Origin of the sequence: Paraburkholderia sp. GAS333, assembly GCF_050435665.1 — a bacterium.
Taxonomy (GTDB): domain Bacteria; phylum Pseudomonadota; class Gammaproteobacteria; order Burkholderiales; family Burkholderiaceae; genus Paraburkholderia; species Paraburkholderia fungorum_A.
Window position 1 is genome coordinate 1,480,181 of record NZ_JBNDKS010000001.1, and the last position, 14,303, is coordinate 1,494,483.

10 protein-coding genes are annotated in these 14,303 nt (G+C 62.4%); 1 reads left to right on the forward strand and 9 read right to left on the reverse strand.

Annotated elements, in window-relative coordinates; all coding sequences use genetic code 11:
• The 9 genes from ABH945_RS06600 to ABH945_RS06640 all read right to left on the reverse strand — a co-directional run bounded on the left by ABH945_RS06600 (window position 1) and on the right by ABH945_RS06640 (window position 12,049).
• Window positions 1–1,230, reverse strand: a complete 1,230-nt coding sequence (locus ABH945_RS06600) for a glycosyltransferase family 4 protein (RefSeq protein WP_429250068.1) — start codon at window positions 1,228–1,230, stop codon at window positions 1–3.
• A complete protein-coding gene (locus ABH945_RS06605) occupies window positions 1,227–2,690 on the reverse strand; it encodes a glucose-6-phosphate isomerase (protein ID WP_074763997.1) in 1,464 nt (487 codons plus the stop codon). Before ABH945_RS06605 ends, ABH945_RS06600 begins: the two co-directional genes overlap by 4 nt.
• Window positions 2,691–2,693: 3 nt before the next feature.
• A complete protein-coding gene (locus tag ABH945_RS06610; protein WP_429250069.1) occupies window positions 2,694–3,857 on the reverse strand; it encodes a glycosyltransferase in 1,164 nt (387 codons plus the stop codon).
• Window positions 3,858–3,987: 130 nt separating this feature from the next.
• A complete protein-coding gene (locus ABH945_RS06615) occupies window positions 3,988–4,911 on the reverse strand; it encodes a glycosyltransferase family 2 protein (protein ID WP_429250070.1) in 924 nt (307 codons plus the stop codon).
• 61 nt (window positions 4,912–4,972) lie between these two features.
• A complete protein-coding gene (locus tag ABH945_RS06620) occupies window positions 4,973–7,174 on the reverse strand; it encodes a polysaccharide biosynthesis tyrosine autokinase (protein WP_074763994.1) in 2,202 nt (733 codons plus the stop codon).
• A 158-nt stretch (window positions 7,175–7,332) separates the two neighbouring features.
• A complete protein-coding gene (locus ABH945_RS06625) occupies window positions 7,333–8,574 on the reverse strand; it encodes a polysaccharide biosynthesis/export family protein (RefSeq protein ID WP_074763993.1) in 1,242 nt (413 codons plus the stop codon).
• On the reverse strand, window positions 8,568–9,029 hold the full coding sequence (locus tag ABH945_RS06630; protein WP_074763992.1) for an exopolysaccharide biosynthesis protein: 462 nt from the start codon (window positions 9,027–9,029) through the stop codon (window positions 8,568–8,570). Before ABH945_RS06630 ends, ABH945_RS06625 begins: the two co-directional genes overlap by 7 nt.
• Before the next feature lie 67 nt (window positions 9,030–9,096).
• Window positions 9,097–10,557 (reverse strand): UDP-glucose dehydrogenase family protein, encoded by a 1,461-nt coding sequence (locus ABH945_RS06635; RefSeq protein ID WP_429250071.1) that lies wholly within the window; start codon window positions 10,555–10,557, stop codon window positions 9,097–9,099.
• A gap of 94 nt (window positions 10,558–10,651) precedes the next feature.
• On the reverse strand, window positions 10,652–12,049 hold the full coding sequence (locus tag ABH945_RS06640; protein ID WP_074763990.1) for an undecaprenyl-phosphate glucose phosphotransferase: 1,398 nt from the start codon (window positions 12,047–12,049) through the stop codon (window positions 10,652–10,654).
• Between the two features lie 655 nt (window positions 12,050–12,704).
• Between ABH945_RS06640 and ABH945_RS06645 the strand changes: the two genes are divergently transcribed.
• Window positions 12,705–14,267: a mannose-1-phosphate guanylyltransferase/mannose-6-phosphate isomerase gene (locus tag ABH945_RS06645; protein WP_429250072.1), complete on the forward strand. Its 1,563-nt coding sequence runs from the start codon at window positions 12,705–12,707 to the stop codon at window positions 14,265–14,267.
• The last annotated feature ends 36 nt before the right edge of the window (window positions 14,268–14,303 follow it).

Here is a 14,303-nt window from a genome sequence, read left to right on the forward strand (position 1 = left end):
TCAGTCGGCGCTCTTCTGTCCGGCCAGCGTGTTCAGCGTCAATGCGTCGGTCTTTGCAACCGCCGACGCTTCCGCCTCGCTACGCAGGCGGTTTTTCTGCTGCCCCGCCAACTGCCGGTAAAGCGCGATGTACTGCTCGGCCATCCGCGCCCAGCCGAAACCGGTGGCGAGCTGGTTGGCGGCGACGCCCATCGCGCGCCGCGCGTCGTCGTTGTCCGCGAGACGGGCGACCGCGCCGGCCAGCGCCTTCGGATCGTCCGGATCGTCGAGCACGATCCCGCAATCGGGCGTGATGATTTCGGCGCCGCCCGCCGTGCGTGCCGTGACCACCGGCAGCCCTGCCGCCATCGCTTCGAGCAGCGACAGACTCATCGCTTCATAACGCGACGGAAACACGAAGGCATCGACCGAATGCATCAGCACCGGCATCTCTTTTACGAGCCCGAGAAAATGCACGCGATGCGCGATGCCCAGCGCCTTCGCCTGTTCCGGATACGGACTGCCCGGCAGATAACCGGCCACTGCGATCTGCACGTGCTCGGGCAGATGCTTCAGCGCGGCCAGCACCGTGCCGAGGTTCTTGCGCGGCGTGCGCAGATCGCCGACGAACAGCAGCAGGAACGCGTCCTTCGGCAAATTGAATTTCTCGCGATTGCCGGTGGCCGCAGCAAACCCCTGCGTATCGACGCCGTTGTAAATCACATCGACGCGGTTGTCCGGCGTGAGTCCGATTGCGCGAATCTCGTCGGCCACCTTTTGCGACACCGCGGTAATCACCTTCGAGCGACGGTATGCCCAACCTTCGAGCAACGCATTGCAACGCGTATAGACCGACTGATACGCGGACCACACGCCCTTCGTGAGACCGAACGGGTAGTACTTGCTGCCGAACCAGCCGCTATGCACGAAGTGCGACGTGTTGACATCGGCGGGCATCCACGTGATGAAGCCGTTCACGTGCAGCACGTCGAATTCGCGGCGATGGGCGCGCAGCCACAGCGCGCTCTTCAATGCGAAGACCTGCTGGCGCAGCAGATTGGTGGGCCACCAGCGGCCGATTTTCACCGGCACCCAGCGGACATTCGGATGAGCGAGCAATTCCGGCGCGACATGCGAGGCGATCAGCGTGACGCCGATGTTCTCGTCGAGGGCCGCGCGCGCGATCTCGTGGTTGACGCGCCCCTGGCCGTCGTTATGGCGCACAACGTGCGTGACAATGGCGACTCTCAATCAGTGCCTCCGTGGAGAAATAGCGTGCGTCGGCGGTTCATCTTTTCGTAATGAACCGCGGAAAGAATCGAAAAAACACTCATGAAAAGCAGCAGTCCGCCGGTGCCCACCAGCGAGTTGGTGAACACCAGCATCGCGAACGTCGCGAGGCTCAGGCTCAGACACGCTGAGACGAACTTGTCGTCGCGCAGCTTGAACGACGCGAGCACCGCGCGCGTCACGAGCCAGATGATTCCGGACATGTAGAGCAGCGTGCCGGGCCAGCCGAGCACGAACGGGATGTTCATCACGCCGCTGTCGAAGTTGCCGTACTGGCCGAGCTGGCCGCCGTCGTTCGAGAGTTTGGTGGAGGTGCCGGTCGCGCCCATGCCTTCGCCGGATACGTCGGTAAAGGCGGTTTTCGCGAAGGTCGCGTAGAACTCGTTGCGCGCCGCGTAGCTCTGGTCGTCGTTCAGGTTGACGATGGTGGACAGGCGCGCCTGCATCCGTTCGGCGACCGGGCCGACCGCAAGCAGCGGCACGCACAATCCGGCGAGCAGCACCGCACTGGCGACGATCCGCACGCGGACCTTGTTGTTGGATTTGACGAGCTGGATCAGCAGCGCGATGACCCAGCCGCCCCACGTCGAGCGCACGAGGCTCAGTGCGAACGAGAAGAAGCCGAGCGCCGCGGCGATCCACCGTACGCGATGCGTGGCCGCCATCACGAACACCATCGCGCCCATCATCGCAAACGCGAATGGTCCCGACGAATTCATCGTGCTGAACACGCGCACGCCCATCGGCACCGGATCGCCTTGCGAGTTCATCTGCGAGCCGAGCATCCACAACGCGTCCCACGGCGGCATGATGAAGAACTGGATCAGCCCGTAGCCGCCCATCACCAGCATGCCCCAGATGAACGTGTTGACGATAGTGTCGCGATACTGCGGATACTGCCGCGTATTCGCCATGATGTGAAAGCCGATCAGGATCGGATAGAGCCAGTTCGCGAGGTCATAAGTGGCCGCGAGGGGCCCGCTCGACATCACGCCGATCATGAACGCGTAGATCAGGCCGAGCAGAATCAGCAGCACGGGCAGACCGCGCCGTTGCGCAAGCAGGCGGTAATAGCGCAGCAGCGACAGCGCGCTGATCATCGTGACCGCGAGCGGCGCGACCTGGATCAGACTGGTCGGCGTAAACGAGCCTTTCGACCAGTCGGCCAGACGCCGCACTTCCGGGCTCAGGAACCACAGCCACCACATGAAACCGATGTAGCGTGCCGGGCTTTTGAAATACAGCCACAGGCCTGTCAGGATCGCGAGCACCGGAAACGCGAGCGTGAGCACGGTGCCCTGATGCGCGATGATCAGCACCGCCGTGATCAGCCACAGCAACAGCGGCGGCAGCCATTCCTGCGCACCGCCGGACGCGGCACGCACAGCGACAGCGGCTTCGGCTCGCGGAATCGTCGACATCGTTCAGAGTCCTCCGCGCGATTCGCGCGTGGCGGCACGTTGCGCCGGGGCTTGCTGTTGGGCTTGCCCTTCAGGCTGGGTCCGGGCCCGCGCGCGCAGCATCTCCTGCGTGATGCGCACGTGCTGCATCGCGTAGTGCTGCGTGGTCAGATCGCGCGCGAGCAGACCTGCTGCGGCGGCTTGCGCCTGGCGCAGCGCTTCGGCGGGCGACGCCGCGAGCTGATCGACCGCATCGCGCAAGGCCGGCGGATTGAACGGCGGGATATAAGCCGCTTCATCGGACGGAAAATAATCCTGCAATGCGCCGACATTCGTCACCACCATCGGCTTGCCGACCGCCGCCGCTTCCAGCATCACGGTAATACCCGACGCGTGCGTGTTCGGCCGCAGCGGTACGACGATCACGTCGGCCCAGTCGTAAAGCTCATGTTGCTTCTTGATGCCCGAGAACAGCGCGATCTCGACATTCGGTGCACGCAGCGACGACGGAATCCGCCGCCGCGTCGCAAGCTTGACCGTATAACGCGGATCGTTGCCGAACGCCTTGATCAGCGTCTCCCAATCGCGGTCGCGGTCGTTGCCGATTGCGGCGATGCGGATCGGCGAGTGCGGCTTCCACTCCGACGGCGACTTGACCGGGAAGTCCTGCGTGTTCAGCCCGTAGAGCAGCGGCTTGGCGTCGCGGTTGAAATATTGCTGGCACAGTTCGGCGTTTTCGCTGGCGAGCGTGGTCAGCTGATCGGCGCGAGTCATCAGCTTGCGATACAGCCAGCTACGCACGATTCCATAAGAAGGCCACTTATCGAGCAGCCACACGCTTTGCGCTAGCAGCAGCGGGCTTGCCCCTACCCCGGCCTTGCGGCCGCTCAGAAGCAGCATTAACGCGGCGGAAAGCCATTCCTGTTCCGTATGCGTCCAGATCACGTCCGAGCGCAGCATCTCGGCGCGGTTGCGCCACGTATGGATGATGTCGAATCCGAGCATCGCCTTCAGGCCGCGGCGGATCAACCGCACCGGCTTGCTCTCGCGGGCGTCCTGCGAATAGGTCAGCGCGAACGCGTCGGACTGCGCGTGGTGATAGCCGTACAGGCAGCCGATATCGTCGCCGGGCCGGTAATAGCGCGGGTCCGCGCCGTAAAACAGGTGAACGTGAACTTTCGTACTCATGCAGACACTCCGCTCTGCCGGTGGAAAGGGGCATCGGCGGCCTTGGGGCGGGCCGTGTGCCGATGCGCGAACGTCGAGGACGTCGTGGGCGTATTGGGCGTGACGAACGCGTTAGCCGGTCTCATGCGCGTCAGGACAGCGCACGGCGCGCTTCATGCGCGCCCGTGCGAACCGCCCGCCAGCGCGACAACTTCAGCGCCGCCTGCTTCGACAGCAGCCCGAGCGCCGCATGCGTGAGCCCCGGATACACCCGCGTGCCGACCAGCGTCCACCACCACCACGCGGTTTCGCGGCGCAGCGGCGGCAACTGGTCGCGCAGGATCAGATGGAAATTGAACGCGGCGTTGCGCAATGCGTTCATGGTTTGCGCGTCGCGGCGATCGTCGTCGAAACGCTCGGCGGGGAAATGATCGACGGCCACGCGCGGGTCGTACATCAACTTCCAGCCGGCGTTTTTCACGGCGAGGCTGAACGCCATGTCGTTGTGAACCTGTGCGCCCGCGCCGCGCAAACGCGCGTCGAAACGGATGTTGCGCACCGCGTCGCGCCGATAGCTCATGTTGGCGCCCTTCAGGATGTCGACTTCGCGTGCGCCGCCCACGCCCAGATGATGATTGCCGATGATCTTGCCGTGCGCGGTCACCTTGCCGACCAGCGGCCGCTCGCCGTCCAGCACGCGGCCTTTTTCGTGGACCCAGTCGCGCCCGCCCAAGGCGCCCAGACGCGCGTCGTTTTCGAACGCGCCGGCAATGCGGCCGACCCAGTCGACGTGCGGTGCGGCGTCGTCGTCGGTAATTGCGATGACGTCGCCGGTGGCCGCGTCCAGCCCGCGATTGAGCGCCGCGACCTGACCCGGCACGTCGACCAGCGCCACCGACAGCGGCAGCTTGCCGGACACCGCCGGATCGCGCAGACACGTATGCGTTGCATCGTCGTCGGCGCGGGCGACCACCACCACTTCGTCCGGCGCGCGCGACTGCCGTTGCAGCGCCGCGAGGCAGCGCGCCAGATCGGCCGGGCGGCGGTAAGTTGGAACCAGTACCGTCACTTTCATCGTGATGTCCTTTTTTATCGTCGTTGCGCTGGGTGCTGGGCGCGGGCGCCCAGGTGCTTCATCAGGTGCTCAGGTATTCCTGAACCGCTGCATAACCACGGTCATAACCGCCACGCGTGCGTGCCGGCATGCCGTTGAAAATGCCGCCCTGCACATGCACGCCTGCGGCACGCAGACGCTTGAGCGCGTCGCCGATTTCGCCTTCGCTGTGCATGCCGGAGCGCATCACGAAGAACGTCGAGCCGGCATAGGCGCCGATGATCGACGCGTCGGTCACGGCCAGCACAGGCGGCGTGTCGATCAGGATCACGTCGTAGCGTTTCGCGAGGCCGTCGAGGTATTGCGGCAGACGCGGCGACATCAGCAGCTCCGACGGGTTCGGCGGACGGCGGCCGCAGGAAACGAAGCTCAGCCCTTCCACGCTCGTGCTGCGGATCGCTTCTTCGAGCGAGATCTGGCCGCTCAGCAACTCGGACAGGCCGATATCCTGCGCCCCGCCCATGTAGCGTTCGAGCACGCCGCGCCGCATATCGCCGTCGATCAGCAACACCCGCTTGCCGGAATTCGCGAGCAGCACGGCGAGGTTCGCCGTCAGGAAGCTCTTGCCGACACCGGCCATCGGGCCCGTCAGCATGACGATGCGATTGCGCGCGTCCATCATCGTGAACTGCATCGACGTACGCAGGCTGCGCAGACTTTCGATCGTGACATCCTTCGGCCGCGCGCTGGCGAGCACCGAACGCAGACGGTCACCGCCGCGCTCAAAGCCGCTTTCGAGGAGTGCCTGTTCCGCGCTTTGCGGCACCAGACCGAACACCGGCAGATGGAATGCGCGTTCGATGTGATCCGGGTCGTCGATGCCCTTGAACATATTGCGGCGCAGGAACACGAAGCCGGTTCCGGCGATCAGCCCGAGAATCACCGCCGCCGACAGGATCAGCATCTTCTTCGGCTTGACCGGGGCGCCCGGACGCAGCGCCACATCGACGATATGCACGTTGCCGCCCGTGCCCGCCTTCTGCACCGACAACTCCTGCACGCGATTGAGCAGCAGCACGTAGATGTCCTCGGCCACTTTCGCGTCACGTTGCAGTTGCACGGCTTTCACTTCGGTCGCGGGCAAATCGCGGAAACGGTCCGCGTATTTCGTGCGTTGGGCCTGCAACTCGGCCATCTGCTGGCGCGCGGCGACCAGCGTCGGATGGTCGTCGCCATAGCGTTCGGTCAACTGCGCCATCTGCAGACGCAAGCCGGCAATCTGCTGCTCGTACTGCATGCTGCCTTCGAGGTACACCTTCGCCTCGTCGCTCGCATTGATCGAACCCGACTGACGCTGATACGCGGTCAATGCGGCTTCGGCGCGTTCGAGGTCGGACTTCAGACGCGGCTCCTCGCTCTTCAGGAACGCGAGCATCTTGATCGCGTCTTCCTGCTTGCTTTCGACGTGCTGACGCACATACGACTGCGCGAGCGCATTGGCAACCAGCGCCGCGTGTTCGGGGTTCTTGTCTTCCAGCGAAATCTGGATCACACCGGTCTGCTTGCCCTGCTCCTGCACGGTAATCGCCGACTGGAACGCGGTGATCGCGTCGAGGTCGTTCGCGCGCATCACCGTGAATTCCTGACCCGGGCGCGCGACCAGTTTGTTGATCAGCATCGTGACGCCGCCGCCCTGCACCTGCTGGCCGACCTGGCCGGTCAGCAGCAACGCGCCGTTCTCCGCGCGCAATTCGTAGTGCTGGTCGTCGATCACTTTCAGCGTGAGCTTCTGGCCTTCGAGTGCCGGGATCACGTCGATCGAATCGAGGTCGACGATTTCGCCGCCCCACGCATACGACTTGAGCCCGAGCCACGGACGCGCAGGTTGACCCGGTGTCGCCATCCGCGCTGCGATGCTGCCGAGCAGCGGGAAGGTCTTCGGCGTGACGCTGAAGTTCAGCTTCAACTGCTGCACGACAGGTCCAACCACGCCCCGGCTCTTGATGATTTCAATTTCGGCGTCGGTCGGCAACGAGGTCGAACCGCTGCTGATCGCGGCGCCCGTTTGCGTCTGCGTGAGCGCCTGCGACGTGTTGTCGGACTGTTCGACACGCACGTGCGCGTCAGCCGAATACGTCGGCTTGGCGAGGTAGCAGTACGCCGCCGCCAGCGCGACGATCACCCCGGCAATGGCCAGCAACCACCAGATGTCGTCGATGATCACCTGCACCAGTTGTCCGAGGACAATGTCTTCTTCTTCGGTCTTGATCGGACCGGCAGCCATGTGTGGAGAGATTTGATTGCTCACAATTCGATCCCGTATCGGTTGCTTAAGCTTCTGCTTCAGCGTTGTGCGTCAGCGGTCGGCCTCGGCGTTTGCTTCGGTCCCGCATCGCATCCTCGACTGGCAATGCGATGCGGGCCTGTCTACGGCTCAGACGTTCAGCGCGTCAGTTGTTTCAGATAGAACAGCGTCTGCACGCTCGGCAGAACCTGCTGCAACACACGGTTGAACGTGGTCGAAGCGGCGGTGCCGACATACACGACGTCGAGCGGCTGCAACTGGAACTGCGACGACAGCATGATCGAGTCCGGCTGCGTCATGTCGAGGCGGAACACTTCCGGCGTGGTCGGATGGTCCTTCATGCCGCGCATCACGAAGATCTGACGCGGATTGGCGTCGGTGTCGAGAATGCCGCCGCCTTGCGTGAGCGCATCGGCAATCGTCATGCGGCCGCGAATGATCGGCAACTGGATCGGCGTCTTCACTTCACCCATCACGAAGATGCGGCTGTCGGTACGGTCCGGCACGTTGATCACGTCGCCGTTTTGCAGCATCACGTTCTGCGTGGTGTCGCCGCGATCGAGCATGCGGTCGGCGTCGAGCACATAGAGCTTGTTGTTACGCGTAAGACGCACACGCTGGATGTCGGCGTCCGAATTCGTGCCGCCCGAACGCGTGATCGCGTCGACCAGCGTGAGCGGCACGTCGCTGATCGCGAGCGGACCGGGCGTCTTCACTTCGCCGGTCACCTGTATTTTTTGCCCACGATACGACAGCACGCGCACGTCGACCTGCGGGTTGCGGATATAGCGCACGAGGCCGCGCGAGAGTTGCTCGCGTAACTCGCTGGTGGTTTTTCCGGCAGCCATAATCCGGCCGACGAACGGGAAAAAGATCGTGCCGTCGGAGGAAATGGTTTGACCGTACGGATCGGCCTGACCGGGCAGCGCAGCCGTGTACGGCTGCTGCAGAGCGCCGCCGATCGACTGCGTGGTATTGCCGCCCGACGACAGCGTGCTGCCCTGCGGCGTCGTCAACTCCGGGTGATCCCACACGGTGATGCCGAGAATGTCCTGCGGTGAGAGCTTGTACTGGTATTGCGAAGGATCGCTGATGGCCGAGGTCGGCAGCACCTGCGTTTTCGACGCAGCGGCTTGCGCCTGCGCAACGATCAGATTCGCGTCGATCAGATGAACGGGGTAGGTCTCGGTGGGCGCGTGCCCATCGTCCTGCAGACGCGACGTGTCGAGGTAATTACCCGGTGCGGTGGCGCAGGCCGACAGAAAGGACGTCAGCAAAAGCGTAGCGGCGAGTTTCGATCCGACGGTCGAATGAACCGGCGAACCGGGTTTCGAATCGCGATTCGCGAATGAGTTTGCAATGAGTTTTTTCATCAGCATATTTTTTTCAGCCATCCCATGACCAGATGTTCGATGAGCACGAGACTCTCCCTGTAAGCGGTTTCCTCGCCACCGTATGGATCGGCGACATCGGAATCGTCTTCCCATTTGCCGAGCGGAAAGACCTTGCCGCGTGAGGCCGGATCGAGCGCTTCGACGTGGCTCACCTGTGCACGCTCGGTGACGAGCACGAGATCGGCGGAACGCACGAGTTGCCGGTCGAGACGCCGCGAGTAGTGAATGCCGGAGGCGACGCCTTTCTCGGCGAGCAGGCGTTGCATCACCGGGTCCATGCCGTGACCGTTCATCGCACGCAGGCCCGCCGAATGAAACGCGATCGGCGCTGTGGACCGCCCCGCTTCCGCGGCCGCGCGCTGACGAGCCTTGAACAGCATCTCGGCGGCTGGCGAACGGCACACGTTGGCGTGGCAGACGATCAGAACGTTGGCGAACATGGCAGGCTCCCTGGTGAGGCGAATGGTGGCGCGGCGACCCGGTAACACTCGATGTGACTCGACGAGATCAGTTGCTGAACGCCGAGGCTTTCAGCGCATCGGCATCGACACCCGCGTGCGCGAGCGGCAAGCCGTTCGCGCCGACTCGCGCCGGCGCGTTGCGCAGTGCGTGCTGACGGCCGATCGCGTGATACTCGATACCCAGTTCGAGCAGCGCATCCGGTTCGTACAGGTTGCGGCCGTCGAAAATCAGCGGCGTCTTCAGGATCTGCTTCAGCGAATCGAAGTCCGGGCTCTTGAAGACTTTCCACTCGGTGAGGATCACCAGCGCATCGGCGCCGTCGGCAGCTTCCATCTCGTCGTTCACGAACTGCAGGCGCGCGTGCTGTTGCGGCACGTCCTTCAGATCGAGCGCGAACACGCGCTTCGCTTCGTCGATCGCAACCGGGTCGTACGCCTTCACCGTCGCGCCGCGCCGCAGCAGTTCCGCGATCAGCGGACGGCACGGTGCTTCGCGCATGTCGTCGGTATTCGGCTTGAACGCGAGGCCCCACACGCCGAACGTGCGATCCGACAGGTCTTCGCCCAGACGCGCGACGATCTTGTTCGCGAGAATCTTTTTCTGCGTGTCGTTGACGGCTTCGACCGCTTCGAGAATGCGCAGATTCGAGCCCTGGTCGGCCGCCGTGCGGATCAATGCCTGCACGTCCTTCGGAAAACACGAGCCGCCATAACCGCAACCGGCATACAGAAAGTCGTAACCAATGCGCGGATCGGAGCCGATACCGCGACGCACCGCTTCGATATCCGCACCGACGCGATCGGCCAGATTCGCCAGTTCGTTCATGTACGAGATACGCGTGGCGAGCATCGCATTGGCCGCGTATTTGGTGAATTCCGCCGAGCGCACGTCCATGTACAGCGTGCGTTCGCGATTGCGGTTGAACGGCGCATAGAGGCGCTTGATCAGTTCGCGCGCCTTCTCGCCGGGAACATCTTCATCGCAACCGAGCACGATGCGATCGGGCCGCGTGAAGTCTTCGACCGCCGCGCCTTCTTTCAGGAACTCGGGGTTCGACACCACCGAGAACATGTGATCGACCTTGCGTGATGCGAGTTCTGCGGCCACCACGTCGCGCACGCGCGAAGCGGTGCCGACCGGCACCGTCGATTTGTCGACGATCACCTTGAAGCCCGTCATATGCCGGCCGATATTGCGCGCGGCGGCAAGCACGTATTGCAGATCGGCGGAACCGTCTTCGTCGGACGGCGTACCGACCGCGATGAACTGGATATCGCCATGCGCGACCGCCGCTTCGATATCGGTCGAGAACTTCAGGCGGCCCGCTTTGCGATTGCGCGCGATGATCTCCTGCAGACCCGGTTCATGGATCGGCACGCCGCCGCCGTTGAGCACGTCGATCTTGCGCTGATCGACGTCGAGACAGAACACATCGTGGCCGATGTCGGCCAGACATGCGCCCGTCACGAGGCCTACGTAGCCGCTACCGATGATCGTCAGGTTCATGTGTTGCACCTCGGAAAAAAGGGTTGATTCGGTGAAGTTGATTCAGGAGTACGGCCCATGCAGTCATGCGTAAAGCGTTCTGCACGGCCTGGACTCAATACGCGTTGCTGCCCGCGAAGCCCTTCCACAGCGTCAGCACGACGATCTTGATGTCGAGCCAGAAGGTCCAGTGCTGCATGTAGTACAGATCGAGCTTGACGCGCCCCATCATCTTTTCGATGCGGTCGGTTTCGCCGCGATAGCCGTTGATCTGCGCCCAGCCTGTGATGCCTGGTTTGATCCGGTAGCGGTGCATGTAGCCCTTCACCAGATCCTTGTAGATGTCGTCGTGTTCGAGCGCATGCGGACGCGGGCCGACCACCGACATCTCGCCGCGCAGCACGTTGATGAATTGCGGCAATTCGTCGAGGCTCGTGCGCCGCAGGAACGCGCCGACCGCCGTGATACGCGGGTCGCGGCGCGTAGCTTGGGTGATCTTGCCGGCCTCTTCCTTGTGCATCTTCATCGAGCGGAATTTGTAGATCTCGAACTGATTGCCGTCGATGCCCTTGCGTTTCTGCCGGAAAAACACCGGCCCAGGCGAGCTGACTTTCACCATCACGGCGATCACGATCATCAGCGGCGACAGCGCGGTCAACGCGGCAAGCGCGAACAGCCGGTCGAATACACGCTTGGGCAGCACGCGCAGATCGGTGATCGGCGACGCGGCGAGGTTGATCGCGGGTACGCCGAGCAATTCGACCATCGGCTGATTGAACAGCGTGAGGCTGCGCACGTCCGGTATGAAACGGATATTGACGAAGTCGTTGCGAAGATCCATCACGAAGCGATGGATCGCCTTCTCTTTCGAAATCGGCAGCGCCAGCCACAATTCGCGGATCGAACGCTGACGCACGAGTTGAATCATCCGTTGATAGTCGCGCTCGACGGGTACGCCGTCGATTGCGTTGGCCGCATCCGGGTCTTCGTACGGATTGATGGTGCCGTCCTCGTCGAACACGACAACCGGACTAAACCCTGCTTCCGGGCGGCTGCGCATCTGCTCGATCAGAAAGCGTCCATACGGCGCGCCACCGACGATCGCCACCGCGCGCTGGTTGAAGCCTTCGCGCCGCAGCCCGCGCAGAATCGAATAGACGATGACCTTGGTGATGATCAGCAGCACCACCGTGGCGAGCGCCCAGTACACGAGCCATAGACGCGACAGACCGTCCGAGCGGTGCAGGCTGAAGCTGATCAGCACGCCGGTGATCTCCACCATCAGCCAGCCGCCCGTGACGCGCGACAGCAGGTCGTAGAGCGGCTTGCCGCGCCACGATTGATAGATGCCCAGCGCCGGGAAAAAAACCACCATCAGCAGGCAGCCGAACGCGAGCGACACGCTTTGCATGTCGTCCAGCCACACCACTTTCCCGCTGTGCACGGCCGCCGCGATGGCGGCGCCAAGCGCGACCATGGCGATGTCGATGATTCTCGATAGAACGCTCAGCATGCGCGGCCCCTCAGTTCGTCAGTCAAGTGTCGTCCGTTGCCAGGTTGAAATTACGTTGCACGTCAGTCCGCCGGATGGGCGCGCAACGCCGGTATCCGCGTCGCGTAAATCAATACGCCACGCGAAACTGATTGAACCGGTGCGATTGCCCTTCCATTTCCCGATCTGGAATCGGCCGCCGAATTAGCGGAATGCCCGGATCAGAAAAGATGTGTCGGAATGAGTGAATACCCTTGTACAGGTATAGATAAAGCGATATTAAAATTCGCGCTGCAAGACCGCAAAATATCTCAAATTGTATCGGTCAATATTTCGGCATTTTTTCCGAGTTTTGTGCGGCAATTGTTACCGCTTTTGTCGCTCTCGTATGCATTTTCAGGCCGTCCTGTAAGCATCTGCGGGCAAGACTGCCAGCTTCCCTACGAAACTTACGTAACACCCTGTGGCGTTATTCTGACGCAGAAAATGATGTGAAAAAATCTCTTCCGAATTTTTTCGGGTAATTTTTCTTTTTTATAAATTCACCGGACATTTTTTCTTCATCGGCGGGTGAATTTTATTATTCGTTTTATATAGTTTTCATTTAACGCGCTTTTATTGATTGAAGAAGTCGTGTTAAATCTCGACGCATTCACCCAGCCTCGAGGAGTTCATCATGACAGCTCCGGTCACGGCCAAGTCTGCCGACACCCGGTCCACCCAAGCTACGCCCCTGAACGTCAAGCTCAAGGTTCATCCCGTGATTCTTGCGGGCGGTTCCGGCACGCGGTTGTGGCCGATGTCGCGTGAGCAGCATCCGAAGCAGTTGATCGGACTGCTCGGCGACGATTCGCTGCTGCAATCCACCACGCGCCGACTCGATGGACTCGAAGCGGGTTATCCGCTAAGTGGACAACTCGTCGTGGTCGCGAATGAAGAACAGCGCTTCACTACCGCCGAGCAATTGCGCACGAGCGGCAAGCCGACGCGTCTGATTCTCGAGCCGGCCGGCCGCGATACGGCTCCGGCGCTGACGGTGGCCGCGTTGTCGATCGCCGCGCAGGACGAGGACGGCATCATGGTCGTGATGCCCGCCGATCACGCGGTCACCGACGGCAAGGGATTTCAGGCCGCCGTTGCTGCAGGCGTCAGGCACGCGGCAGCCGGTCATATCGTCACGATGGGTATCGTGCCGACCCGCGCGGAAACCGGCTATGGCTACATTCGCATCGGCGCGGCGCTTGGCACAACTGAAGGCGGTAACGCGGCCGTTGATTCGGATGGCGAATCATCTGCGTCGATTGTTGCGCACCAACTCGACCGCTTTGTCGAGAAGCCGCATCTCGAACTGGCGCAGCGCTACATCGAATCGCAGGAATACTGGTGGAACAGCGGCATTTTCATCATGCGTGCGTCGACGTGGTTGAAGGCGATTCGTCACTTCCAGCCCGCCATTTTCGAAGCCTGCGAAGCAGCTTTCGCGGGCGGTAAATCAGACGGCGACTTCTTCCGCCTGCAGCGTGACGCGTTCAGCGCATCGCCGTCGAATTCGATCGACTATGCGGTGATGGAAAAACTCGGCGGCGATCAAAGCGCGGCATCGGGCGTGGTCGTGCCGCTGAAAGCCGGCTGGTCCGACGTGGGTTCGTGGGACGCGATCTGGGACATCTCCGAGAAAGACGCGGATCAGAATGTGGCGCGCGGCCGCGTGATGTTCGAAGGCGCGACATCGACCTTCGCCCACTCGGAAGGACGCCTGATTGCCTGCGTGGGCACGCAGGATCTCGTCATCGTCGAAACGCCGGACGCGATTCTGGTTGCCGACAAATCGCGCGTGCAGGACGTCAAGAAGATTGTCGGACGCCTTCGCGAAGATGGCAGCGCCGAGGCGGCCAACCATCGCAAGGTGCATCGTCCGTGGGGCAATTACGATTCCGTCGATACCGGCGAGCGTTTCCAGGTCAAGCGCATTGTGGTGAAGCCGGGCGCGCGCCTGTCGCTGCAAATGCATCATCACCGGGCGGAACACTGGATCGTCGTGCGCGGCACGGCGCTCGTCACGCGAGGTGAAGAGCGCTTTATCGTCTCCGAAAACGAGTCGGCTTATATTCCACTGGGTGTCACCCACCGCCTCGAAAATCCGGGCAAGATGCCGCTCGAAATGATCGAGGTGCAGTCCGGCTCGTATCTCGGCGAAGACGATATCGTGCGTTTCGACGACACGTACGGTCGCCAGTAACCAGGCCATTGGGAGTCGTCGGCGGGTTGTCGTCGA

Bases quoted from the DNA above. Each gene is read 5' to 3' on its own strand.
- ABH945_RS06605 (WP_074763997.1), bottom strand. From the start codon at position 2,690: ATGTCGACGATTCCGCGAGCCGAAGCCGCTGTCGCTGTGCGTGCCGCG.
- ABH945_RS06610 (WP_429250069.1), bottom strand. From the start codon at position 3,857: ATGAGTACGAAAGTTCACGTTCACCTGTTTTACGGCGCGGACCCGCGC.
- ABH945_RS06615 (WP_429250070.1), bottom strand. From the start codon at position 4,911: ATGAAAGTGACGGTACTGGTTCCAACTTACCGCCGCCCGGCCGATCTG.
- ABH945_RS06620 (WP_074763994.1), bottom strand. From the start codon at position 7,174: ATGGCTGCCGGTCCGATCAAGACCGAAGAAGAAGACATTGTCCTCGGA.
- ABH945_RS06625 (WP_074763993.1), bottom strand. From the start codon at position 8,574: ATGCTGATGAAAAAACTCATTGCAAACTCATTCGCGAATCGCGATTCG.
- ABH945_RS06630 (WP_074763992.1), bottom strand. From the start codon at position 9,029: ATGTTCGCCAACGTTCTGATCGTCTGCCACGCCAACGTGTGCCGTTCG.
- ABH945_RS06635 (WP_429250071.1), bottom strand. From the start codon at position 10,557: ATGAACCTGACGATCATCGGTAGCGGCTACGTAGGCCTCGTGACGGGC.
- ABH945_RS06640 (WP_074763990.1), bottom strand. From the start codon at position 12,049: ATGCTGAGCGTTCTATCGAGAATCATCGACATCGCCATGGTCGCGCTT.
- ABH945_RS06645 (WP_429250072.1), top strand. From the start codon at position 12,705: ATGACAGCTCCGGTCACGGCCAAGTCTGCCGACACCCGGTCCACCCAA.